This is a genomic window from Paraburkholderia sp. NPDC080076 (assembly GCF_050281145.1).
Lineage (GTDB): Bacteria > Pseudomonadota > Gammaproteobacteria > Burkholderiales > Burkholderiaceae > Paraburkholderia.
Window position 1 is genome coordinate 686,931 of record NZ_JBNNWQ010000004.1, and the last position, 23,749, is coordinate 710,679.

Genomic DNA, 23,749 nt, shown 5'->3' on the forward strand with positions numbered 1-23,749 from the left:
GTCGCCTTGGGTGTCGCCTTGGGTGTCGCCTTGGGTGTCGCCTTGGGTGTCGCCTTGGGTGTCGCCTTGGGTGTCGCCTTGGGTGTCGCCTTGGGTGTAATCATCCGTGTGCACTTGCTAGGCAGATGCCAAGCACTTCTAGATGCATCTTGCCGGATGCTCCAATCATTCCTTCAAGCACCCTCGTTGCATCGCGTTGGGCTGCATTGCCGTGCGTTGCACGCCCTGCAAGACGGTCCCGAATTTGGGACAGTTCCGGTTTTGGTACCGCTGGCGTCCTATCGTGGGCCTAGTCCCGATTCGTGACGCCTTAGGGACCGGATATTGCTGTCCAGTTCATGAAGGGGGACAAGATCATGATCAGACTATTCGGCATATTGGCCTTAGGGGCCGGTCTCGCGGGCTGTGTGGTGGCCGCGCCATACCAGGACGGCTACGGTTATGGGCCAGTACCTGCGTACGACTATGGCCCCGGCTATTACGCGCCGCGCACTAATATTGGCGTCGGCGTTGGTGGTGGCAGCGTTGGCGGCGGCGTTGGTGTTGGAGTAGGCGTCGGTTTCTGAGCCAGCGCGAAGCTCGACGCATCGACTGCGTCGATCGGCGTGTGCGCGATGACGAACATGAGCGGCAACGTCGGCGTGAATATCGCGGCCGGTGTGAGCAATGTCAGTTCAATGGACTCGTAGCCCACCGAGCTTAAGCATTGACGCGACCCGTTGAACGCCGTTATCCCACTGCCCCAAACGCGCGCCAAAACTTGAGACGCCAACGCCGCTAGCTAAACCAGCGCGGTCGCCTCGACCTCGATCTTGAAACCGTAATGCAGTTGAGGAACCGGCACGACGGCTCTCGCCGGACGCGCTTCACCGGCCCAACGCGCGTAGATCTGATTGAAGCTCATCCAGTTCTCGACATCGACGATGTAGACGCGCACCCGCACCAGTTGCGCGACGCTGCTGCCGACGCTTTCGAGCGCGGCCCGCACATTGGCCAACACCTGTTCGGCCTGATCCTCGAACGAGGCCTCGGATAGCTTGTCGCCTTGCGCGGTGATCGGCAATTGTCCCGAGACGAACACGAAACCATTTGCGACCGCGACGTGACTGTAATGACCGCCCGGCTGCGAAAGCGTAGCGGGATTGTTTGTATGCGGCAGATGCGGGTCGTGCTGGCTACCAGCCATGAATATCACTCCAGGTGTGACGGCGGCACACGACACTGCGTACGACTCATCCGCACGACCGCATCCCGTTTCGCAAAAGCGATGAAGCGATCACGCGAGGAATCATGCAACGCACTAGCGCCGCCCACTCCGGGCACAGCGCCTCGCAAAATAGACACGCTTCCACAAATAAGCCGCACGCATCACGCATCACACGCTAAGCATCTCCAGCTTCTCGCGCGCATCCGCACAACGGTGGTTCAGGTCGCGATGCATCAACTGACTGTCGAGCAGTGTCGATACATCAGACAAACCATAATCAAAGCGCAAGACGTATTCGATGTCTGTGTAATCGTGATAGGCGCCGCTGTCCGCCAGCTTCTGCGCTTCAGCGAATGCAGCTTGTTGCCGTTCGCCGTTCATCAAATCTCTGATCGCCATGAATGCCGCTCCGAGGAACAGTGGCTCCATCATAGCAATGCAAATTGAGACACACGGTCGCGCGCGCGCAACACCTGGTGTTTTCCGTAGACGCCGCGCGACTCGCGCCTCGCCCGTCCTCAAACGGCAGCGACAGGCGCCTTGATCCCATGCCACCTGACAACCAGAATCCGGCCGAGATAACACAGCAAGCCCGCCACGCCGACCGTCACGCCCATGCCCTTGGGAGAACCGTCCTGCCAGATTCCAACCGCGAGGCTCGACAACGCGCCGAGCGCCAACTGCACGGCGCCGAACACGGCGGCCGCGGCGCCGGCATTCATCGGATAGCGATGCATCAGATCGGTCGTGCAGTTCGCGGACAGAAGTCCGACGACGCCGACCACGAAGAACAGTCCGAACACGATCGACCACAGACCGCCCCAACCGGTCAACGAGACCAGACACACAAACAGCGAGGCAATGCAGCTTACGGTTGCAGCAAAACTAATGATCGGCAGCGAGCCGAGCCGGCCGACAAGCCGCGTATTCATGAAGTTGCCAAACATGATGCCGACGATATTCAGCGCGAACAGGAAGCCGTAATGCTGCGCCGACACATGGAAATACTCGATGTAGACAAACGGCGTCGCGGTGATATACGCAAACATCGACGCGAACGCCATGCCGCCGCACAGCATGTGCCCCCACGCAACCGGATCGCGCAGCAACTTGCCGTACGCGCCGAACGACTTCAGCAACGCGGAATGCGCACGCTTCTCACGCGGCCACGTTTCCGGCACCTTGAGAAACGCGGTCACCGCGCACACCGTGCCGAATAGCGTCAGCACGATAAAGACGACACGCCAGCCGCCGATCAGCAGCAACTGCCCGCCGAGCAGCGGCGCGAGCAATGGCCCGATCGACGTGACGATGGCGAGCATCGACAGCACGCGAGCGGCATCGGTCGGGCCGTGAGCATCGCGGGCAATGGCGCGCGCCAGCACCGAAGCCGCGCCCGCGCCCAGCGCCTGCACGAAACGGAACGTCACCAGCGAGCCGATCGAGAACGACATCGCACAGGCGACACTGGCCAGCGCATACATCACGATGCCGCCGAGCAACACCGGCCGGCGGCCATAGGTATCGGACAGCGGACCATACAACAGCATGCCGATCGAAAAGCCGAACATGAAGCTGGTGAGTGTCGTCTGCGCGGCGCCAGTGCTGATGGCGAACGCCTGCGCGATGGTCGGCAGGCTCGGCAGGTACATATCGATCGAAATCGGCCCGCATGCGGCAAGCGCACCGAGCAACAGAATCAGCCGGCCATCGGGCCGGCTTCTGGTGATGTGAGACATGGGAATCCAGATGAAGCGCCGCGCCGTTGTCGGCAGCGGAACAGGTGAAACGGGGAAAACAGCAACTTGACGGCCTCAATTGTACGCGACGGTTAACACGGCAGCCGGGCTTCGGACATGATCGAGGCCATGATCGCGAAGACGCGAATGATGCATCGGCGACATGCGGCAAGCACGCCGCCAATCGGTTAAGCTGCCGCCTGAACGCCTCGGGCGACGCGCGAAGCTGTGCGCAGCGCCCTTCCCCGCCATCCTGTACCGACCATGCGATGACCGCATTCCTGTTGATCTGGAGCCCCAAGAAATGGCCGTGGCCCGAGTTGCCCGACGTGGCCAAACGCGTGGCCGCGGGTGTCGCGGTGGCCGACGTATGGGGCTGCGGATTTGCGCGCAGCATCCTGCCGGGTGACCGCGTCTTCCTGCATCGGGTCGCGCAGGAACCGAAGGGCATCTTCGGCTCCGGCTATGTGACGCGTGCGCCATACGAGGTCCCCGATCCGGCGACGAAGCGTGGCTACCGTTTGTGCATCGACTTCGTGTACGACTGGGTGGTCGATGCACACGAAGGTGTGGTGATTCCCCGCGAGATGTTGCGCGCACATCCTTTCTCCGTGCAGACGTGGGACGCGCAGAGTTCGGGGACCGTGATCAAGCCGATGGCCGAAGGCGCGTTGGAAAAGCGCTGGGCGGAACTGACCGGCAAGCGCAAGCCGCCGAAGTTCGATATGCCGGCGGGTCCCACACGCTCGAGCAAGGTCACGGCTCACGCGGCGGTGGAAAAGCGCGCGGCGGACGGCCGCACCGTCACGAAGGCGAAGGCGGCGGCTAAACGGGTCGCTACGCAAGTGGCGACCCCGCCATCCCAGTCAGTTGCGACGCAGGACAGCAGGCGGATCACGAAACCGGCGACCCGGCCGGTAACAAAGACGGCAACCGCCAAGCGCGCACACAAAAACTGAGCGGGCGACCCGCTGCGCAGGCGCATCCGGAAAACCTGTTCACGCTGACTCCGGTACAATTTCCCCACCTATCCCAGCGCCGCGCGACTCGCCGACAGGCAAGCTGCGCCGCTGCGCAACCCCGATTCCAGCCATCGCCATGTCCAAAAACGAAACCCTTTTCGAACGCGCGCAACGCACCATTCCCGGCGGCGTGAACTCGCCTGTGCGCGCCTTCCGCTCGGTCGGCGGCACGCCGCGCTTCATCGAACGCGCGCAAGGCCCCTACTTCTGGGACGCGGACGGTCAGCGTTATATCGACTACATCGGCTCATGGGGCCCGATGATCCTCGGTCATGTCCATCCGGAAGTCCTCGAAGCCGTGCAGCGCGTGCTGGGCAATGGCTTCTCGTTCGGCGCGCCGACCGAATCGGAAGTGGAAATCGCCGAAGAAATCTGCAAGCTGGTGCCCTCCATCGAGCAGGTCCGCATGGTGTCGAGCGGTACTGAAGCGACCATGAGCGCGCTGCGTCTCGCGCGCGGCTTCACGAACCGCAGCCGCATCGTCAAGTTCGAGGGCTGCTATCACGGCCACGCGGACAGCCTGCTGGTCAAGGCGGGCTCGGGGCTGCTGACGTTCGGCAATCCGACTTCGGCGGGCGTGCCGGTGGATATTGCCAAGCACACCACCGTGCTCGAGTACAACAACGTCGCTGAACTCGAGGAAGCGTTCAAGGCGTTCGGCAACGAGATCGCCTCGGTGATCGTCGAGCCGGTGGCCGGCAACATGAACCTCGTGCGCGCCACGCCGGAATTCCTGCAAGCGTTGCGGCGCCTGTGCACCGAGTACGGCTCGGTGCTGATTTTCGACGAAGTGATGTGCGGCTTCCGCGTTGCCCTGGGTGGCGCGCAAGAGGTGTACGGCATCACGCCGGATCTGACCTGCCTCGGCAAGGTGATAGGCGGCGGCATGCCGGCGGCGGCTTTCGGAGGCCGGCGCGACATCATGGCTCACCTCGCGCCGCTCGGCGGCGTCTACCAGGCGGGCACGCTGTCGGGTAACCCGATTGCGGTTGCGGCCGGCCTGAAAACGTTGCAACTGATCCAGGCGCCCGGCTTTTACGACACGCTCGCCGCGCGCACCACGCGCCTCGTGCAAGGTCTCGCGAAGGTCGCGCGTGAAGCCAAAGTGCCGTTCGCGGCCGACTCGCTCGGCGGCATGTTCGGCCTCTACTTCACGGACTCGATCCCGACCAGCTTCGCCGAGGTCACGAAGAGCGACGTGCCGCGTTTCAACGCGTTCTTTCACAAGATGCTCGACGCCGGCGTGTACTTCGCGCCGTCGGCGTATGAAGCGGGCTTCGTGTCGATCGTTCACGACGACGCAATCGTCGACGCCACGATCGACGCTGCGCGCGGCGCGTTCGCCTCGCTCGCTGCCTGAAGCCGGCGAGACAACATCGCTAAAATCGAAACCCATTACAGCCTAGCCACCGTACCCGACCGGACACCGATGTTTTCGCAAACCGATTTCGTCCATATGGAACGCGCGCTCGCGTTGGCCAAGCGCGGCATGTACACCACCGACCCGAATCCTCGGGTCGGCTGCGTGCTCGTCAAGAACGGCGAGGTGATCGGCGAAGGCTTCACGCAACCGGCCGGTCAGGATCATGCCGAGATCCGCGCGTTGAAAGACGCGCGCTCGCGCGGCCATGACCTGCGCGGCGCTACGGCCTACGTGACGCTGGAGCCGTGCAGCCACTTCGGGCGCACGCCGCCGTGTGCGAACGCGCTCATCGAAGCGCAGGTCGCGCGCGTGGTCGCGGCGATGGAAGACCCCAATCCGCAGGTATCCGGACGCGGTCTCGCCATGCTGCGCGACGCCGGCATCGAAGTGCGCTGCGGACTGCTCGCCCTCGAAGCGCACGAACTCAATATCGGCTTCGTCTCGCGCATGACACGTGGCCGCCCGTGGGTGCGCATGAAAGTGGCGGCCTCGCTGGATGGCCGCACCGGTTTGCCTTCGGGCGATAGCCAGTGGATCACCGGTGAAGCGGCACGCGCGGACGGCCACGCCTGGCGCGCTCGCGCGTCGGCGATCCTGACCGGCATCGGCACCGTCAGGGAAGACGATCCGCGCATGACGGTGCGCGCAGTCGACACGCCGCGCCAGCCGCAACGCGTGCTGATCGACAGTCAGCTCGACGTGCCGCCCGGGGCGCAGATTCTGGCCGGCGCACCTACGCTGATCTTCTGCGGCAATCTGGATCAGCGCCATACCGATCGCGCCAACGCACTGCGCGATCGCGGCGCCGAGATCGTCCAGTTGGCGAACCCGGCCGGCAAGGTCGATCTGCCTGGGGTGCTGAAAGTGCTCGGCGAGCGCAACGTCAACGAACTGCATGTCGAGGCGGGCTACAAGCTGAACGGCTCGCTGCTGCGCGAAGGCTGTGTCGACGAACTGCTCGTGTATCTCGCGCCGAGCCTGCTCGGCATGGATTCGATGAGCATGTTCAATCTGGCCGCGCCCGAAACGCTCGAAGGCCGCGTCAAACTGAACTTCCACGCGATCGACCGGATCGGGGAGGATCTGCGGATTCTCGCGCGCTTTGTGCCCCAACACGCGCCCGAGGCCACGCCCGGACCCGGCGGCGATCCCGCGTCCCAACCCGTTTCGAAATGATCAAGGATTAGTACGATGTTCACAGGAATCGTCGCGGCCGTGGGCCGCATTGAATCAGTCAAGCCGCTCGGCACCGACGGCGACGCGGGCGTACGGCTGAACGTCGAAGCCGGTGGCCTCGATCTCGGCGACGTGCAGCTCGGCGACAGCATCACGATCCAGGGCGCCTGCATGACCGTGGTCGCGAAGACCGCCCACTCGTTCGAAGTCGACGTCTCGCGCGAAAGCCTGAACTGCACGGCGGGGCTCGGCGAGACCGGCGAAGTCAATCTCGAGAAGGCGCTGCGCGCGCACGACCGGCTCGGCGGACATATCGTCTCCGGCCATGTGGACGGCCTCGGCACGGTCACGCACTTCGCGCCGGTCGGCGAATCGCACGAACTGCGCGTGCTGGCGCCGCGCGAGATCGGCCGCTACCTGGCGTACAAAGGCTCTATCACTGTCAACGGCGTGAGCTTGACCGTCAACTCGGTTAAAGATCGCGACGATGGCTGCGAATTCTCGATCAACCTGATTCCGCACACAGTCGAAGTGACGGCGCTCAAGCGTTTGCGGGAAGGCACACAGGTGAATCTGGAGATCGATCTGATCGCGCGCTACGTCGAGCGCATGCTGAACGCGCCGAAATAAACGGCCGCAAGCCCTGCCCCGCATGGCCCGGCGGCGGCGCCCCGCCGCTTTCAGCCGGTTCATGCGTCCATCGTTTCGACGAGCATAGCAACGGCGGACGGCTCATCGCCAGTCGGCCAAACGGCCTATGCCGTTCGGCGGAGGCGACTTGGGCTCGCGCGTGGCGTAAAATACGCGCTTTCTTCGAAACTCTCGCCAACATGACGCTCGCCTCCACTCTAGAGATCATTGCCGAACTGAAAGCAGGCCGGATGGTGATCCTCGTCGACGAAGAAGACCGCGAAAACGAGGGCGACCTCGTGATCGCCGCCGAATTCGTCACGCCGGAAGCGATCAATTTCATGGCCCGTTACGGCCGTGGCCTGATCTGCCTGACGCTTACGCAGGAACGCTGCAAGCTGCTGAACCTGCCGCTCATGACCTACCGCAACGGCACGCAGTACGGAACGGCGTTCACGGTCAGTATCGAAGCGGCCGAAGGCGTCACGACCGGCATTTCGGCGGCGGACCGCGCCCGCACGATCGCCACCGCGGTGGCGCCGGACGCCAAGGCCGAGCACATCGTGCAGCCGGGCCACGTGTTTCCGATCATGGCCCAGCCCGGCGGCGTGCTGGTGCGCGCCGGCCACACCGAGGCGGGCTGCGACTTCACCGCGCTGGCGGGCCTCACGCCGGCCGCGGTGATCTGCGAAGTCATCAAGGACGACGGCACGATGGCGCGCCTGCCGGACCTGATGGAATTCGCCAAAGAACACGATCTGAAAATCGGCACGATTGCGGATCTGATCCACTATCGCAGCCGCACGGAGTCGATCGTCGAGCGGATTTGCGAACGCACCATGCAGACCGCGCACGGCGCGTTCCGCGCAGTCATGTATCTGGACCAGCCGAGCGGCCAGCCGCATATCGCGTTGGTGCGCGGCACGCCATGCACGGATCAGGACACGCTGGTGCGCGTGCATGAACCGCTGTCGGTGCTGGATCTGCTGGAAGTTGGCGAATCCACCCACTCGTGGACGCTGGACGCGGCCATGAAAGAGATCGCCGCACGCGACTGCGGCGTGATCGTGCTGCTGAACTGCGGCGACTCGAAGGACCATCTGATCGACGTTTTCAAGGCGTTCGACTCCAAGGAAAGAGCCGACGCGCTCAAACGCCGCCCGGTCGACTTCAAGACGTATGGCATCGGCGCGCAGATTCTGCGTGAGCTCGGTGTCGGCAAGATGCAGGTGCTGTCGAACCCGCGCAAGCTGGGCAGCATGTCGGGCTACGGTCTCGAAGTCACGGGCTTCGTGCCGATGCCGGGCAGCAAGCCACAATCTCCGCAACAAGGCTGATCCGACCATTCACGCGCTTAGCGCCCACTCAAAACACTACGGAATTCACATGGAAATCGGACAATACCAACCGAATCTCGACGGCGACGGACTGCGTATCGGCATCGTCCAGGCGCGCTTTAACGAACCCGTTTGCAATGGCCTCGCGGACTCCTGCATCGAAGAACTCGAACGCCTCGGCGTGACCGGCGAAGACGTGCTGCTCGTCACCGTGCCGGGCGCGCTGGAAATCCCGCTGGCGCTGCAAAAGCTCGCCGAAAGCGCGCAATTCGACGCACTGATCGCGCTCGGCGCGGTGATTCGCGGCGAAACGTACCACTTCGAACTGGTCTCGAACGAAAGTGGCGCGGGCATCACGCGTATCGGCCTCGACTTCGGCATTCCGGTCGCGAACGCGGTGCTGACCACCGAAAACGACGAACAGGCCGTCGCGCGCATGACCGAAAAGGGTCGTGACGCAGCACGCGTGGCCGTCGAAATGGCGAATCTCGCCGTCGCGCTCGAACAACTCGGCGGCGATGACGAGGAAGAAGACGAAGAAGAGGAAGAGGCATGAAGAGCGCACGCCGACGCTCCCGCGAACTGGCCACGCAGGGGCTTTATCAGTGGCTGCTGTCGGGCTCGCCCGGCGGTGAAATCGACGCGCAACTGCGCGGCGCGCAAGGCTTCGACAAGGCCGACCACGAACATCTGAACGCCATTCTGCACGGCGTGATCCGCGATTCGGAAGCACTGTCCGCGGCAATCGCTCCGTGTCTGGATCGTCCGATCGAACAACTCTCGCCGGTCGAACGTGCCGTGTTGCTGGTGGCCGCGTTCGAACTGAAGAATCACGTCGATATTCCGTATCGCGTGGTCATCAACGAAGCGGTCGAACTCGCCAAGACGTTCGGCGGCGCGGACGGCTACAAGTACGTGAACGGCGTGCTGGACAAGCTGTCGGCACAACTGCGCGTGGATGAAACGCAGGCGGCTCGCAAGCGTTGAGCGCCAGGCGCATGAGCGGCATGCATGATCGTCGTCATGCGCCTCGCTAAACGCGGCGGCGCAACCGGACCGTTTGCAAGGACGCCGCTTCGCGCGTGAACACTCGCGCCAAACGTCTTCCCGCTTTTGCTTTTGAACTGGATTTGATCGTATGAACTCCGTGACCGAACCCTTGGTGCGGCTTGCTGCACGCGTGGACGCCATCCAGCCTTTCTATGTGATGGAGCTGGCCAAGGAGGCCGCGCTTCTTGAGCGCGAGGGGCGCGACATCATTCACATGGGAATCGGCGAACCCGATTTCACCGCGCCCGAGCCGGTCATCGAGGCGGCCGCGAGCGCGCTGCGCCGTGGCGTCACGCAATACACCAGCGCGCTCGGACTGCATGCGTTGCGCGAAGCGATCTCGGCGCATTACGCCGACTTCTACGGCGTCGACGTGGATCCGGCGCGGATCGTCGTCACCGCCGGCGCATCGGCGGCATTGCTGCTGGCTTGCGCGGCGCTGGTCGATCGCGACGACGAAGTGCTGACGCCCGACCCGTGCTATCCGTGCAACCGCCATTTCGTGATCGCCGCCGAAGGCAAGCCGGTGATGGTGCCCAGTGGCCCGGCCGAACGTTTCCAACTCACCGCCGCCGACGTCGAGCGCCTCTGGAACGAGCGCACCCGTGGCGTGCTGCTGGCGTCGCCGTCGAATCCGACCGGCACGTCGATCGAACCGGCTGAACTGGAGCGCATCGTCAAGGCCGTGCGGGCGCGTGGCGGCTTTACGATCGTCGACGAGATCTACCAGGGCCTGAGCTACGACGCAAAGCCGGTGTCGGCGCTCTCGTTCGGCGACGACGTGATCACTGTCAACAGCTTCTCGAAGTACTTCAACATGACCGGCTGGCGGCTCGGCTGGCTGGTGGTGCCGCCCGGCATGGTCAGCGCGTTTGAAAAGCTCGCGCAAAACCTGTTCATCTGCGCCTCCGCGCTCGCCCAGCATGCGGCGCTTGCCTGCTTCGAGCCGGAAACGATCGCAATCTACGAAGCGCGGCGCCTGGAATTCAAGCGTCGCCGCGACTTCATCGCGCCGGCGCTGGAATCGCTTGGTTTCTCGGTGCCGGTCATGCCCGACGGCGCGTTCTATGTGTACGCCGATTGCCGCACGGTCGCGCATCCCGCGGCCGGCGACAGCGCGGCGCTCACCAAGGCCATGCTGCACGATGCCGGCGTGGTGCTGGTGCCGGGCATGGATTTCGGTACGCACGCGCCGAAGGAGTACATCCGGCTGTCGTACGCCACCGCCTATCCGAAGCTGGAAGAAGCGGTCGAGCGGCTGGCGAAGTTCTTCGGCAAGGGTTGAGCGAAGCGGCGCGCTCTCAATCGCCAGACAAAAAAAAGGACACTCCTGATGGGTGTCCTTTTTTTGTTGCCGCTTGCTTCAACATCGAGCCGTCAACTTTGCGCTACCGACCTCAAGCGCCCAACTCCGAAGCCGATGCCACGTGCTTGGTCGCGTTGGCGCTCGCGTCGTCCTGCTCGGAGGAAACCGGCGTCTTCACCGATGTCGCCGCACTCAACTGATGACTGCCTTCAAGCGTCACCTGCACGCGCTTGCCGTTGCCGGCAGGTGCAGCCGCAGTCGTATTGGTCGACGCAGTCAGAACCGGCGCTTGCGGCGCGTTGATCGGCACCTTGCGGCCACGCGCTACGTCGCGCAGACGGCCGCGCTCGGCCATCACCTTGGCGCCGTAGCCGCCGTCGTCCTGCGAGGTCGAGCCGACGTACAGGCGCAAGCCGCCCGGCAGCGAGCCGCCGCGTGCGATGCAATCCTTCAGCACCAGCGCGCCCACCTTGATGTTCGCGACCGGTTCGAGCGCCGCGCTCTGGCCGCCGAAATACTGGAATTTGTCCGAGTGCACCTTGGACATCACCTGCATCAGGCCTTGCGCGCCCACGCCGCTCTCGGCGTACGGGTTGAAGCCCGATTCAATCGCCATCACGGACAGCAGCAGCAGCGGATCGAGACCGACTTCGCGGCCGGTGTCGAACGCGGCCTTCACGAGCTCGCTGACGGGCTCCTGAGCGACGCGATAGCGCCGTGCCAGATAGGATGCAACCAGATCCTGCTCGCGGGTCGAGATCAGCACGCGGTCGTCGCGCGCGTCGGCGGATACGCGTTGCGACGGGATCAGCCGTGCCAGCGCGGTCACGCTTTGCATGGTGCGCGGGTCGAGACCGTTCAGCGCCGCAACACCCATACCGCTCACGCCGGTCGAGCCGGTGGTGTCGAATGCGCCGTCAAAGCTGGTGTTGCCCGCGGTGACGTCGGTGTTGCCGTTGCTACCGCTGTTCGTGCCGCTCAAGGCATCGGGGACGTTCGTGTTCGCGGACAGCGAGTCGTCAGAGGACGCGCGGGCGGGCGGTCCGAAAGCCGGCAGCGGGTTGCCCTGCAGCAGGCGGGCGGGACCGGCTTGCACAGCGGCGGAAATGACCGGCATCAACTTGGCGGCTAGCGTGCCGCGCAGGGCCGGCATCAGCCACAGTGCGACTGTCAGCACAACGGCGATCCCGCCGACGATGCTGAACAGGTGATGACTCATTCGCGTCCCGCGACGCAGCACACCACGCACAACTTGCGCGATACGCTCATCGGGACGCCACGATAACCAGGCGTTCATTCAGATCTCCCATGTTGCATGATCCGCGAACCCCGCCGGATGAAGAAGCGGTGAGGCACGTTCGCAGAATCAAGACATCGCGTGCTCTGTCTGGTTAGGGCAGCAGCGACGTCGGGAAAACGGCAAATACCGTTTGTGGGGAGCCATCCTGAAAGAGGACCGCGGCATGTCAAAAAAGCATGCGGGCGGTGGCTCCCACGCGAAAAACCAGCGTCAGTTGGCGCTGGCAGGACATCAATAAGGCCGTTAGATACCGTGCAGGGGTCGGTAAGCGGTGACGCGTTGCGTCTGATGGGACCGGGGGCAGTGGTAAAAACGTTCACGCCCTGCAACCAATGTGGACGGATTCTATGCAGGGTTTTATAGATCGTCAACACTATAGATAGGCAAATGTATAACTAATTGTAATAATGAACAGTGTTCAGACCGTCCAAAACCGCGCGGCACGCGCCTTTTGAGCTATCTCGACTCATCCGTCTCACTTAGGCCGTTTTGCCGATCTACGTGCGCTTACCAACACAGGTAAAATCGACAATCGTTCTGGCGCCGTTAAACCCTGCTGCGCCTCTCCTTTTTCGCCGCTTGCGCGGCACTGAACAGCACCAGATGAAATACAAAGACCTGCGCGATTTCGTCGGCCGTCTTGAGACGATCGGTGAACTGCGCCGCATCTCACAAAACGTCTCGCCGGTCCTGGAAATGACCGAGTTGTGCGACCGCGTGTTGCGCGCCGGCGGTCCCGCTTTGCTGTTCGAGAGCAAGGCACAGCACGCGTTCCCGGTGCTCGGCAACCTGTTCGGCACGCCTCGGCGGGTCGCGCTCGGCATGGGTGTCGACGCGCAAGCCGGCGAAGGCGACGGGGCCGCGCTCGAATCGCTGCGCGATGTGGGCCGGCTGCTCTCCGCGTTGAAGGAACCGGAGCCGCCGAAGGGGCTCAAGGACGCCGGTAAACTGTTCTCGCTGGCGAAGGCGGTATGGGACATGGCGCCCAAGACGGTAAGCGCGCCGCCCTGCCAGGAAATCGTCTGGGAAGGCAACGACGTGGACCTCGCCAGGCTGCCGATTCAGACCTGCTGGCCGGGCGACGCCGGCCCGCTGATCACATGGGGCCTGACCGTCACGAAAGGCCCGAACAAAAGCCGACAAAACTTAGGGATATATCGCCAGCAATTGATCGGACGTAACAAACTGATCATGCGATGGCTCGCGCATCGCGGCGGCGCGCTCGATTTTCGCGAGTTCGCGCTGCAGAACCCGGGCAAGCCATATCCGGTGGCCGTCGTGCTGGGCGCCGATCCCGCGACTATCCTCGGCGCGGTCACGCCGGTGCCCGACACGCTGTCCGAATACCAGTTCGCCGGCCTGCTGCGCGGCGGCCGCACCGAACTGGCGAAGTGCATCACGCCGGGCGTCGACGGCTTGCAGGTGCCCGCGCGCGCCGAGATCGTCCTCGAAGGTTTCATCTACCCGCAGGACGGTGCGCCCTCGCCCGCTCCCGCAGGCGCGCCGCCACGTCCGGTCAAGGGCGCGTCGGCGGCCTACGAACATGCGCTGGAAGGCCCGTACGGCGATCACACCGGCTACTACAACGAACAGGAGTGGTTCCCCGTCTTCACGGTCGAGCGCATCACCATGCGCCGCGACGCAATCTACCACTCCACCTACACCGGCAAACCGCCCGACGAACCTGCCGTACTCGGCGTCGCGCTCAACGAAGTGTTCGTGCCGCTGTTGCAAAAGCAGTTCAGCGAGATCACCGACTTCTATCTGCCGCCCGAAGGCTGCAGCTACCGCATGGCCATCGTGCAGATGAAGAAGAGCTACCCCGGCCACGCAAAACGCGTGATGTTCGGCGTGTGGAGCTTCCTGCGGCAGTTCATGTATACGAAGTTCATCGTCGTGGTCGACGAGGACGTGAATATCCGCGACTGGAAGGAAGTGATCTGGGCAATCACCACGCGCATCGATCCGGCGCGCGACACGGTGCTGGTGGATCGCACGCCGATCGACTATCTGGATTTCGCCTCGCCGGTGGCCGGACTGGGATCGAAGATGGGGCTCGACGCGACCAACAAGTGGCCCGGCGAAACCGATCGCGAATGGGGCCGTCCCATCGTAATGGACGACGCGGTCAAACAGCGCATCGACACCTTGTGGAACGAGTTGGGCCTCTGAGGCAAGCCGTACAACAAGACTGAATAACAAAGCGATCGGAGCCGTTGCGCGGATGCATGCCTTTTCAATGATGTCGGATGGATTCTTTCTGTCGCTGTCGCTGTGTCTGGATATCGGTCTCGTGAACGTCGCCATGATTTCCCTGGCGCTCTCGCATGGCTTCAAACCGGGCTTCTGGCTCGGCCTCGGTTCGTGCATCGGCGATCTGATTTACGCGGCGCTCGCGCTCGCGGGCATGGCCGCCTTGCTGCAGTTCGAGTCGGTGCGCTGGGTGGTGTGGCTCGGTGGCGCGGCGATCCTGCTCTTCCTGACCTGGAAGATGGCGCGTGAAGCGATGTTCCCGGCAACGGCGCCAGCCGTGGCCGTGGCCGGCGAAGCGGACGCGAGTGCGCCGCATCTGTCCGCGTGGCGCGGTTTCTTGCGCGGCGTCTTGCTGGCGGTGTCGTCGCCATCGGCGATTCTGTGGTTCGCCGCGGTCGGCGGCGCGTTGATCGCGAAAGCGGGCGCCACGAGCGTCACGACCGCGCCGGTGTTTCTCGGCGGATTTTTTCTCGGCGGCCTGTGCTGGACGATCTTTATCTGCGGACTCGGCAGCCACGGACGCAAACGCGCCGGCACCGGTTTGCTGCGCGCTTGTCATGTGCTGTCCGCGCTGCTGTTTGCGTACTTCTCGTATAGCGTGATCGTCAACGGATATCGCGATCTGATCGTGCAAACCGCGCACGTGGCAAGTTGACATGAAAACGGCTCGCGTTGGCGAGCCGTTTTCGATCACGCGTCAGGCATCGGCTACGGCAAGCGCAACAACGCCAGCCGGCGCATGTATCAGGCTAGGTATTGCGCGAGCTTTTCCAGATCGACGTTGCCGCCGCTCACCACCACCCCGACACGCTTGCCCTTCACCGGCAAGATGCCGTTGAGCACCGCAGCCGCGGCGAGGCAGCCCGTCGGCTCGACCACGATCTTCATGCGCTGCGCGAAAAAGCGCATCGTCTCGATCAACTGCTGGTCGCTGACCGTTTCGATCTGCGAGACCAGTTTCCGGATGATCGCGAACGTGTAGTCGCCGAGATGCGTGGAGGCGGCGCCATCGGCGATCGTGCGCGGTGTGTCGATATGCACGATCTCGCCGCGCGCCAGCGACTGCTGGCCGTCGTTGCCCGCTTCCGGCTCGATGCCGATCACCGTGCACGCCGGGCTCAACGCCGCCGCCGACAACGCGCTGCCGCTGATCAGCCCGCCGCCGCCGAGGCACACGAACAGCATGTCGAGCGGGCCGGTTTCCTCGATCAACTCTTTCACCGCCGTGCCCTGCCCGGCGATCACATGCGGATGGTCATACGGTGGAATCAGCGTCATGCCACGCTCTTCGGCAAGCCGCCGGCCGATCTCTTCGCGGTTCTCCGTGTAGCGGTCGTAGGTGATCACTTCACCGCCGTAGCCCTTGGTCGCCGCGACTTTGGCCGCGGGTGCGTCCTGCGGCATGACGATCGTCGAGTGGATGCCGGCCAGGCGTGCAGACAAGGCGATCGCCTGAGCATGGTTACCGGACGAATACGTCAGCACGCCGGCTTTGCGCTGCTCCGCGTCGAAATGCGAGATCGCGTTATAAGCGCCGCGAAATTTGAAGGCGCCCATGCGCTGAAAATTTTCGCACTTGAAGAACACCGCCGCCCCCGTGCGCTCGTTGAACGTGCTGGAGGTTAGAACGGGGGTGCGGTGGGCGACGCCTTCGAGACGCGCAGCGGCGTCGAGTACGTCGTCGAAAGTGGGAGCGGGAAGCGCTTGCATCGGCGAAACTCTCCAAAGCGGTGGCGAAACCGCCATTCTCCCAGCTTCGACCCAGGTTTGGAACGTCAGGCGTGCGGTGAGCTTCGGTGGCGACTCTCCGCCCTAACCGGCAAGCGCCCATTCAAATCGTCACTCCGACGATAAGCGCGGCATTGGCTGCATGAAAAGCGGCCACAAAAAAACAAACGGCGTAACCCGGCGATCAAGCCGGCGTTACGCCGCTAAAGAATAGCGTTGCGTGCCGCGGTTAGCGGCGATAGTAGCCGTGGCCGTAATAACCGCGGTAATAGCCGTGGTGGTGGTAGTAAGGGCGTCCATAGCCACCGTAGTAACCGCCCACCACGACTGGCGGCGGCGCATATACGACCGGCGGCGCATAGACCGGCTGCGGCGCGTAGTAAACCGGCGGCGGCGCGGCATAGACCGGGTAAGCCGGCGCAATCGGAACCCCAATACCGATACCGACAGAAACGTGCGCCTGAGCGGCACCGGCAAGTCCCAAGCCGAGTGCTCCGGCAACGACAAACGGAACGATCTTTTTCACTTTTATTCTCCTAGCGCGGCCCACCAAGGTCGCCGACTTCGCATGCCCTGCATGCTATGAAACCAATGTATCGAAAAAGACCACGCCTATCTGTTCGCATTTGTTGCAAATTGCAATTGGCGGCAGAAGCCCGCAATTCCTGCGTACGCCGTCAGTGACCAATGAGCTTCGCAATACGCTGAAAACTCAAGGATTGCAGGTGTCCGACCGCACCGCAATCAGTCGCAATGCCCGCATTACGGCTTGAGGCATTCGCTTCACGGTAATCTTTGATTACAAATTAGCTTCAATCCTGACGGCATCAATTGAGCCCCAAAATGAAAAATGCCCGGTCGACTGACCGGGCATTTCTTACCAGCGAAGGCTGCTACGTCAGCCGACCTTCACATACGCGAACTCGCGGGACACGCTCGGCGGGACATAGGCGCCGCTGATCCGCACGCGCGGCGTCAGGCGCTTTTTCTGGTCCCACCAGCGACGACGCTGTGCATGCGTCAGGAACCGCAAGTGCTTTCGGTAAGAAAAAATATTCATCGTGAACCTCCCGAATCTGACTGCGAGACGAAATACCCAGGACAGCAACTGCCAAACCGGCTCTGAAGAATTGTGAGCAGTTTTCAAACCCGCGGGGGGCGCGCCGCCGGATGACCGGCCGGGCGCTCCATATCGCGCGCGCACTTGTCAAGGAAAAGCCGGCGCCAAGCCGCGCCGCGGGCGTGGCGGATGCGCGATACTTCTGCTTTCCCAATGTTCCGTGTGGAGCAGGCAACCATGTCCCAGTCCTCTCTGCCGCGCCTCGGCTTTATCGGTGCGGGCCGGCTCGCGCGTTGTCTCGCGCTGAGCTTTTCACGCGCCGGCTATCCGGTCACGGCGGTGGCAAGCCGCTCGGCGGCCTCTGCCGGCCGGCTTGCCAGTCAAATCGAGCATTGCGCGGCATTCGAGAACCCACAACAGGTGGTCGACGCCGCCGATATCGTCTTTTTAGCTGTTCCCGATGACAGCATCGGTACGTCAGCGCACACACTCCGGTACGGGCCGGACGGCGCGGCCGGCGCGCACGGCAAGGCGCTCGTGCATTGCAGCGGCGCCTCGCCGGTCGAATTGCTCGCCCCGGCACGCGACCAGGGCGCCTCGATCGGCGGTTTTCATCCACTGTACCTCTTTAGCGGCGAACTCGCCGATCTCGAGCGCATCGCCGGCTGCTCGGTGACGATCGAGGCCGACGGCGCACTAAAAGACACCCTGACGGCGCTCGCCGTCGCGCTGCGCTGCCATCCGCTGTCGATTCCGGCGGGCGGCCGCATGCTCTATCACGCCGCCGCGCACTACGCCGCCAGCTTCGCGCTGTGCAGCCTCGCGGAATGCGTCGCGCTGTGGCGCACGCTGGGTTTTGCCGAAGACGACGCGCTGCGCGCGCTGCTGCCGATGCTCTCCGGCACCATCGAAACCGCTCGCGACAAAGGTTTGCCCAACGCGCTCGCGGGCCCCGTATCGCGCGGCGACACGGGCGTCGTGCAGAAGCAGCTGGCGTTGCTGGAAGGCCTCGGCGGCGACCACGCCGCGCTGTACGGGCTGATGTCGCGGCGCGCGGTCGGGCTGGCCGAACGCCGCGCCACGCCGCCCGCCGCGATCGACGCCATCTCCGAGGTGGTGGAAGAATCCCTCGAGCGGTCGCTGAATCAGGCCGCAGCAGGTGCAAGCGTCAAGTAAGCCGTGATAATGTGACGTCCGGCGCCGCGCGCAATCCGCCAGCGCCGCGCATCGGGACCAACAGACGAGAACGCACAATGATCAAGGTCAGCATCCTCTATCCGTACCGGGAAAACGGCCACTTCGACGTGGACTATTACTGCGTCGCGCATATGCCGCTCGCGGCGAAGCTGTTCGGGCCGTCGCTGAAGAGCTGGTCGGTCGACGTCGGCATCAATGCCGGCCCGCCTGGAACACCGCCGCCGTACGTCGCCGCGGGCCACTTCCTGTTCGACAGCGCGGACGACTTCTACAAAGTCTTCAAGCCGGCCTCCGAGAAATTGATGGCCGACATCCCCAACTACACGGACGGTGGCAACGGCACGATTCTGATCAGCGAGATCAAGATTTCCGTGTGATGCCCCGCGGAAGCGGGACGAATCGCGGCCTTTAATACAGTGAGCCGTTGATCGTGACCCGCGAACCTTGGCATCGCAAAACTACGCGGCCGCTTCAAACGACGCGTAACGCGCCCCAGTGCGGCAAAGGCGCGGGAAATTCCAAATGAAACCGCCGGCGCGCCGTTCGGAGAGCGCCGGCACCCTGCGGCCGGTCGGCGGCCGTCATCCGAAGGATAAGGACACGAGATGTTTGGCGATATCGCCCGTTTTCTGCTCAATACCGTCTTCACGCTGTTCGGCGCGGCGCTGTTGCTGCGCGCATGGCTGCAGGTCGTGCGCATGCCGCCCTACAACCCCGTCACGAACGCGGTGCTGCAAGTCACCAACTGGATCGTGCTGCCGCTGCGGCATATCTTGCCGAGCACGCGCAAGATCGATTGGGCGAGCCTCGTCGCGGCGTTGCTCGCGGCGATGGTGTATGTGGTGCTGATGGTGGTGCTGACCGGCGCCGATCCGCTCACGCTGTTGCCGACGCTGCTGATCGTCGCGGTGCTGACGCTGATCAAGTGGGCGCTGAATCTGATCATCTGGCTGACGATCTTGATGGCGCTGCTGTCGTGGCTCAATCCACGTTCGCCGGCTATGCCGATCCTGTACCAGCTCACGGCGCCATTTCTGAATCCGCTGCGCCGCGTGGTGCCGCAACTCGGCGGCATCGACCTCTCGCCGATCCTGCTGTTCGTGATCGTGCAGGTGCTGCTGATGGTGGTCACCCGCGCGGCCGTGCAACTGACTTACTTTGTGATCTGAAGGCACATGTAGCGAGCATTCAGAAGCCGCCGCCCATCAAAAAGGCGGCGGCTTTGTTTCGTGCGTCGCTTATGGCTTCCGCTTATTGCTTCCGCTTATTGCTTCCGCTTATTGCTTCGTTAGCTGACCGTAGGCGACCGTGGTGTTGGTCGCTGTCTTGATCATGAAGAAAATCGTGCGCACGTACAGGTTGCTGCCCGTGATCGGCAGGAACGTAATCGCCGCACTGCCCGAATACGTCGCGCCCGATTTCAACGTGCAGGATGCGGTCGTGCCGGTCACGCTCAAATTGTAGAGATTCTTGCTGGATGACGGCGTGGCGAGCAGCAACGTGCCGGAGACCGGGCAGTTGCTCAATGTCCCGCTTAACGTGCCGTCGCTTGCAATCGTCAGCGACGAGCCGGTTTCCGCCCACGTGCCCGCGACGCTCGACTGCGTGACAGCTAGCGCATTCGCCGCGTCGTAGTTCCAGGACAGATTCACCGTGGTGCCATTCTCGACATAGCTGCCCGTGAACGTCTGGTTATTGACGAACGAGCCCGAGCCGGAGGTCGTCGGAAAATAGACGTTGCCGATGAATGCCGCACCTGAGGTGAGCGTCCAGTTCGGCGCGGTGGCCGCGATGACGCCGAAGAATTCCGACAAGCCGATGCCGCTTACCGTATTCAGGTAAGAGATGTTGCCCTGCGCATCGACGAGCGCCGTGGTCTTGTCGACGCCGAACTGCGTGGTCCAGACTCCTTCTACGCCGTTGCCCGAGGCCGCAGCCGAACCGCTCTGCGGACTGGACAGACTCGGTAGTGGCTCGCCACTGAGGGCGGGCGAAGAAGCCGGATCCGGCGCGCTTGCGGGACCGGGAGCACTTGCCACCGCCGGCGCCGAAGCGCTGCCGGCCGACGGCGTCGCCGCCGAATTGCCCCCGCCGCCACCGCCGCCGCACGCTGCCAGAGCGAGCGAAGCGAGCAGGGATAACGTCAATTTAGCCTTAATTTTCATATCCATTTTTGTTTTTGGGCGACTGCGCAGCCAATCAGATTGGCTGTGTTACGCCGTTAGTAGTTTTGATCTCGATGTTTGCCGTCAGCGCCAATTCGTTGAATCATTCCAAAAATCCACTTGACAGAATCAAATCGAATGAACTCCTGTAACAATTGGAAAGGACGCTAGAGAAGTAAACGGCGGGATTTCGACAAGCTTTAATATTTGTTTGAAGTTTTTCGATAGCCGCATCCGTTATGCCGACGAAATATCATGCATAACGAATTAAAATCGAAGCGGGTTGCGCGTATCTATTTGATTGGTCTTGTATTTAGATGGGCTTCCATCTGCATTCAATTTCCGCGATCTGATTGACAGCCGAAGCGTTACTCGCCGCGTTCCGTTGTGCGTGGTAGCGGGTGGATCCGGCCTCGATCTACCCGGCCGCGGCGCCAGATGACAGCAGAAGTCACTTCAGGATCCCGTCGCAGGTAAAGCTCGCGAGAGACATAGCCGACCGAATGCGCGACAACACGCAAGGAAGCGCTGAATGCGTGGCTGGCTTAGTGAGGTGAATCGTTGTGCCGTGGCGCTGAACACTGCGCGCGCCGCGTCAACGCTCCCGCAGCGAGCGCCCATTCAGACGGGCCGCCGACGTCCACGTTTGCCAAATCGCGTGAAACCCGCGTAGAATGGCGTGCTCTGCGGGCGTCGTATAATGGTAATACCCTAGCTTCCCAAGCTAGAGCCGTGGGTTCGATTCCCATCGCCCGCTCCAGATACTTTTCAGTCGGCCCGTGAATAAGCGGGCTGCTTCGCGAAAAGGTCTGCCTCCACCGCTCTCTTCCTCCGTCGCTTCCTGGGAATTTTTTCTCGAACGACAAATTCGACAATCGATTCACTTGCGCAAACCGGCCGAGAAAAACGTCGAGTAAGCGACACCGCCTCGATTGGCATCCGACAACGAAGTGCATGCCACAGGTAACCGTAAACTGCGGGAAGGCCGGCGGCAAAGATGCGAACGCTTGCTCATGCTAGTTTCTCATCCAGATAATCGGCCCAAGCAATTACCTTACAAAACTATTAAATCAATTGGACAGGCATCTCCGTTATCTAGATGTAATATCCCCACCCGCATTCATACTCCCCGCCGTCCCCGGTCCGTCTGGACGCGCCCTTTTCGGTTGTGCTACCTTACGCGCACTTGCAACGCCCGCTCCACCTTCCTGCTGATGCCTTCAGCAGAATCCAGCACGAGCCGCCTCCATGAAGGCGGCTTTTTTGTCATAGCGGCAGCCCGGCGCAGCGAGCCGTAAACCTTGTGCTCACCAGCCGTGCCGATCGGCGCTCGCGCCCCATAAGGCGTGAGCATCGACAGGCACCGTGCAGCACGCGAGGCTTGCCGCGAAAGCCCTCACCCTTGTAGCAGCATCGAAGATGATCCACGATCCAAACGACGCCGGCCTGCCGGACGAACTCCCGACGCCCTCCAGCGATACCGAACACCGGCCCGCCGGCGACGACGCGCCGCAAGAAGAAGCTCTGCACCGGCGCCGCATCCGCAGCTTTGTCACGCGCGCCGGCCGCGTCTCGACAGGCCAGCGGCGCGCCATGGACGAACTCGGCCCGCGCTTCGTGGTGCCCTTCGCTCCACAGCAGCCCGACTGGAACAGCGTATTCGGCCGCGAGGCGCCACGCGTGCTGGAAATCGGCTTCGGCATGGGAGCGACCACCGCTGAAATCGCCTCGCACCGTCCCGGCGACGATTTCCTCGGCGTCGAGGTGCATGAGCCGGGCGTCGGCGCACTGCTGAAACTGATGGGCGAACAGAACGTGGCGAACATCCGCATCATTCAGCACGACGCGGTCGAAGTGCTCGAACAGATGATCGCGCCGGACAGCCTCGACGGCGTGCATATCTTCTTTCCGGATCCGTGGCACAAGGCGCGTCACCACAAGCGCCGGCTGATCCAGCCGAAGTTTGTCGCGCTGCTCGTATCGCGCCTGAAACCCGGCGCCTACCTGCATTGCGCGACCGACTGGCAGAACTACGCCGAACAGATGCTCGAAGTGCTGGGCGCCGAACCGGCGCTGGAAAACACCGCCGACGGCTATGCGCCGCGTCCGGAGTATCGTCCGGTGACGAAGTTCGAGCGCCGCGGGCTGCGGCTCGGACACGGCGTGTGGGATCTGGTCTTCCGCAAACGCGGCGCTGCGTAAAAGCGCAGCGAAGTTGGCCAGCAAATAAAAAAGGTCCGCACATGCGGACCTTTTCTCATGGATCGTGCGAAACGGAAGCGCTCAATCCGTCCAGCTCAACGCGCCGCTGTAGCCGACCAGCAGGATCAGCAGTCCGAAGCCGATGCGATACCACGCAAACGCGGTGAAATCGTGCGCGGCGATGTAGCGCAACAGCCAACGCACGCAGGCGAAAGCGCTGACGAAGGCCGCCACGAAACCGACCGCGAAGGTGCCGAGCGCGTCGACGGACAGCACATGCCAGTCTTTGTACAGCTCGTAACCGGTCGCACCGAAAATGATCGGAATCGCGAGGAAGAAGGAAAACTCCGTGGCGACGCGCCGGTCGAGACCGAACAGCATCCCGCCGATGATCGTCGAACCCGAGCGCGACATGCCCGGGATCAGCGCGAAGCATTGCGCGAGGCCGACTTTCAGCGCGTCCAGCGCATTCAGGTCGTCCACGCTCTGCACACGCGCCGCCGGCTCGCCGCGCGCGCGCTGACGCGATTCCGCCCACAGGATCACGACGCCGCCCGCCACCAGCGCGAACGCGACCGGCACCGGCGAGAACAACGCCGCCTTGATCGATTTTTCGAACAGCAAGCCAAGCACGATCGCCGGAATCGTGGCGATGATCACGTTCAGCGTGAAACGACGCGCATCCGGCCGGCTCGGCAAGCCGGACACCACACTGCCGATGCGGCGGCGAAATTCCCAGCACACGGCGAGAATCGCGCCGAGCTGGATCACGACATCGAAGGTTTTCGCATGCTCATCGGTAAAGTTCAGCAGGCTGCCCGCGACGATCAAATGCCCGGTGCTCGACACGGGCAAAAACTCCGTCAACCCTTCGACGACGCCCAGAATCAGCGCCTTGCAAGCCAATAGCCAGTCCATCCGTGCCCCTCATCGCTGTAGATAGTCGGAACGCAC

The 23,749-nt window shown here is 63.0% G+C and carries 23 protein-coding genes and 1 tRNA gene; 15 read left to right on the forward strand and 9 right to left on the reverse strand.

Annotated features, from left to right (window positions below):
- Nucleotides 1–781 precede the first annotated feature (781 nt).
- The 3 genes from ACQKRQ_RS20180 to ACQKRQ_RS20190 all read right to left on the reverse strand — a co-directional run bounded on the left by ACQKRQ_RS20180 (nucleotide 782) and on the right by ACQKRQ_RS20190 (nucleotide 2,946).
- Nucleotides 782–1,186 carry a RidA family protein gene (locus ACQKRQ_RS20180; RefSeq protein WP_427478969.1) on the reverse strand — a complete coding sequence of 135 codons (405 nt, stop codon included), beginning with the start codon at nucleotides 1,184–1,186 and terminating at the stop codon, nucleotides 782–784.
- A gap of 189 nt (nucleotides 1,187–1,375) precedes the next feature.
- Entirely contained in the window at nucleotides 1,376–1,606 is a 231-nt protein-coding gene (locus ACQKRQ_RS20185; protein ID WP_132373439.1) for a hypothetical protein, read from the reverse strand.
- A gap of 119 nt (nucleotides 1,607–1,725) precedes the next feature.
- Nucleotides 1,726–2,946, reverse strand: a complete 1,221-nt coding sequence (locus ACQKRQ_RS20190) for a Bcr/CflA family multidrug efflux MFS transporter (protein WP_427478971.1) — start codon at nucleotides 2,944–2,946, stop codon at nucleotides 1,726–1,728.
- Between the two features lie 269 nt (nucleotides 2,947–3,215).
- Between ACQKRQ_RS20190 and ACQKRQ_RS20195 the strand changes: the two genes are divergently transcribed.
- From ACQKRQ_RS20195 to ACQKRQ_RS20230, 8 genes are all read left to right on the forward strand, one after another.
- Nucleotides 3,216–3,905 (forward strand): hypothetical protein, encoded by a 690-nt coding sequence (locus ACQKRQ_RS20195; protein ID WP_427478973.1) that lies wholly within the window; start codon nucleotides 3,216–3,218, stop codon nucleotides 3,903–3,905.
- A 139-nt stretch (nucleotides 3,906–4,044) separates the two neighbouring features.
- Complete coding sequence (gene hemL / locus ACQKRQ_RS20200; protein ID WP_408316283.1) at nucleotides 4,045–5,328, forward strand: glutamate-1-semialdehyde 2,1-aminomutase; 1,284 nt, start codon at nucleotides 4,045–4,047, stop codon at nucleotides 5,326–5,328.
- A 69-nt stretch (nucleotides 5,329–5,397) separates the two neighbouring features.
- Complete coding sequence (ribD, locus tag ACQKRQ_RS20205) at nucleotides 5,398–6,567, forward strand: bifunctional diaminohydroxyphosphoribosylaminopyrimidine deaminase/5-amino-6-(5-phosphoribosylamino)uracil reductase RibD (RefSeq protein ID WP_427478975.1); 1,170 nt, start codon at nucleotides 5,398–5,400, stop codon at nucleotides 6,565–6,567.
- A gap of 15 nt (nucleotides 6,568–6,582) precedes the next feature.
- Entirely contained in the window at nucleotides 6,583–7,197 is a 615-nt protein-coding gene (locus ACQKRQ_RS20210) for a riboflavin synthase (protein ID WP_106283367.1), read from the forward strand.
- Nucleotides 7,198–7,397: 200 nt separating this feature from the next.
- Nucleotides 7,398–8,534, forward strand: coding sequence for a bifunctional 3,4-dihydroxy-2-butanone-4-phosphate synthase/GTP cyclohydrolase II (gene ribBA, locus ACQKRQ_RS20215; RefSeq protein ID WP_132373434.1), 1,137 nt, complete (start codon nucleotides 7,398–7,400; stop codon nucleotides 8,532–8,534).
- 49 nt (nucleotides 8,535–8,583) lie between these two features.
- Nucleotides 8,584–9,090, forward strand: a complete 507-nt coding sequence (gene ribH, locus ACQKRQ_RS20220) for a 6,7-dimethyl-8-ribityllumazine synthase (RefSeq protein ID WP_006050161.1) — start codon at nucleotides 8,584–8,586, stop codon at nucleotides 9,088–9,090.
- On the forward strand, nucleotides 9,087–9,521 hold the full coding sequence (gene nusB / locus ACQKRQ_RS20225; RefSeq protein WP_132373433.1) for a transcription antitermination factor NusB: 435 nt from the start codon (nucleotides 9,087–9,089) through the stop codon (nucleotides 9,519–9,521). The genes ribH and nusB overlap by 4 nt, the downstream gene beginning before the upstream one ends.
- A gap of 151 nt (nucleotides 9,522–9,672) precedes the next feature.
- Nucleotides 9,673–10,869: a pyridoxal phosphate-dependent aminotransferase gene (locus ACQKRQ_RS20230; protein WP_427478978.1), complete on the forward strand. Its 1,197-nt coding sequence runs from the start codon at nucleotides 9,673–9,675 to the stop codon at nucleotides 10,867–10,869.
- 112 nt (nucleotides 10,870–10,981) lie between these two features.
- On the opposite strand, the gene ACQKRQ_RS20235 is transcribed toward ACQKRQ_RS20230, so the two are convergent.
- Nucleotides 10,982–12,187, reverse strand: a complete 1,206-nt coding sequence (locus ACQKRQ_RS20235) for a lytic transglycosylase domain-containing protein (RefSeq protein ID WP_132373431.1) — start codon at nucleotides 12,185–12,187, stop codon at nucleotides 10,982–10,984.
- A gap of 606 nt (nucleotides 12,188–12,793) precedes the next feature.
- Between ACQKRQ_RS20235 and ACQKRQ_RS20240 the strand changes: the two genes are divergently transcribed.
- Together ACQKRQ_RS20240 and ACQKRQ_RS20245 are read left to right on the forward strand one after the other, a co-directional pair.
- On the forward strand, nucleotides 12,794–14,362 hold the full coding sequence (locus ACQKRQ_RS20240; protein WP_427478980.1) for a UbiD family decarboxylase: 1,569 nt from the start codon (nucleotides 12,794–12,796) through the stop codon (nucleotides 14,360–14,362).
- A 52-nt stretch (nucleotides 14,363–14,414) separates the two neighbouring features.
- Entirely contained in the window at nucleotides 14,415–15,098 is a 684-nt protein-coding gene (locus tag ACQKRQ_RS20245) for a LysE family translocator (RefSeq protein WP_427478982.1), read from the forward strand.
- 89 nt (nucleotides 15,099–15,187) lie between these two features.
- Here the strand turns inward: ACQKRQ_RS20245 and ACQKRQ_RS20250 are convergent, their stop codons facing one another.
- From ACQKRQ_RS20250 to ACQKRQ_RS20260, 3 genes are all read right to left on the reverse strand, one after another.
- Complete coding sequence (locus tag ACQKRQ_RS20250) at nucleotides 15,188–16,153, reverse strand: threo-3-hydroxy-L-aspartate ammonia-lyase (RefSeq protein WP_427478984.1); 966 nt, start codon at nucleotides 16,151–16,153, stop codon at nucleotides 15,188–15,190.
- A 247-nt stretch (nucleotides 16,154–16,400) separates the two neighbouring features.
- Nucleotides 16,401–16,697: a hypothetical protein gene (locus tag ACQKRQ_RS20255; RefSeq protein ID WP_427478986.1), complete on the reverse strand. Its 297-nt coding sequence runs from the start codon at nucleotides 16,695–16,697 to the stop codon at nucleotides 16,401–16,403.
- Between the two features lie 372 nt (nucleotides 16,698–17,069).
- A complete protein-coding gene (locus tag ACQKRQ_RS20260) occupies nucleotides 17,070–17,231 on the reverse strand; it encodes a hypothetical protein (RefSeq protein WP_007180743.1) in 162 nt (53 codons plus the stop codon).
- A 237-nt stretch (nucleotides 17,232–17,468) separates the two neighbouring features.
- On the opposite strand from ACQKRQ_RS20260, the gene ACQKRQ_RS20265 reads away from it, so the two are divergent.
- The 3 genes from ACQKRQ_RS20265 (at nucleotide 17,469) to ACQKRQ_RS20275 (ending at nucleotide 19,597) form a co-directional block, all read left to right on the forward strand.
- Nucleotides 17,469–18,407 carry a Rossmann-like and DUF2520 domain-containing protein gene (locus ACQKRQ_RS20265; RefSeq protein WP_408182455.1) on the forward strand — a complete coding sequence of 313 codons (939 nt, stop codon included), beginning with the start codon at nucleotides 17,469–17,471 and terminating at the stop codon, nucleotides 18,405–18,407.
- A gap of 77 nt (nucleotides 18,408–18,484) precedes the next feature.
- Nucleotides 18,485–18,805 (forward strand): EthD family reductase, encoded by a 321-nt coding sequence (locus ACQKRQ_RS20270; RefSeq protein ID WP_408182456.1) that lies wholly within the window; start codon nucleotides 18,485–18,487, stop codon nucleotides 18,803–18,805.
- A 228-nt stretch (nucleotides 18,806–19,033) separates the two neighbouring features.
- Complete coding sequence (locus tag ACQKRQ_RS20275; protein WP_132373424.1) at nucleotides 19,034–19,597, forward strand: YggT family protein; 564 nt, start codon at nucleotides 19,034–19,036, stop codon at nucleotides 19,595–19,597.
- A gap of 108 nt (nucleotides 19,598–19,705) precedes the next feature.
- Here the strand turns inward: ACQKRQ_RS20275 and ACQKRQ_RS20280 are convergent, their stop codons facing one another.
- On the reverse strand, nucleotides 19,706–20,599 hold the full coding sequence (locus ACQKRQ_RS20280) for a hypothetical protein (RefSeq protein ID WP_427478989.1): 894 nt from the start codon (nucleotides 20,597–20,599) through the stop codon (nucleotides 19,706–19,708).
- 680 nt (nucleotides 20,600–21,279) lie between these two features.
- Here ACQKRQ_RS20280 and ACQKRQ_RS20285 point away from each other — a divergent pair.
- Nucleotides 21,280–21,353, forward strand: a tRNA-Gly gene (locus tag ACQKRQ_RS20285).
- A gap of 659 nt (nucleotides 21,354–22,012) precedes the next feature.
- On the forward strand, nucleotides 22,013–22,795 hold the full coding sequence (gene trmB / locus ACQKRQ_RS20290; protein ID WP_427478990.1) for a tRNA (guanosine(46)-N7)-methyltransferase TrmB: 783 nt from the start codon (nucleotides 22,013–22,015) through the stop codon (nucleotides 22,793–22,795).
- Between the two features lie 81 nt (nucleotides 22,796–22,876).
- On the opposite strand, the gene ACQKRQ_RS20295 is transcribed toward trmB, so the two are convergent.
- A complete protein-coding gene (locus ACQKRQ_RS20295) occupies nucleotides 22,877–23,713 on the reverse strand; it encodes an undecaprenyl-diphosphate phosphatase (RefSeq protein WP_132373421.1) in 837 nt (278 codons plus the stop codon).
- Nucleotides 23,714–23,749: the final 36 nt, after the last annotated feature.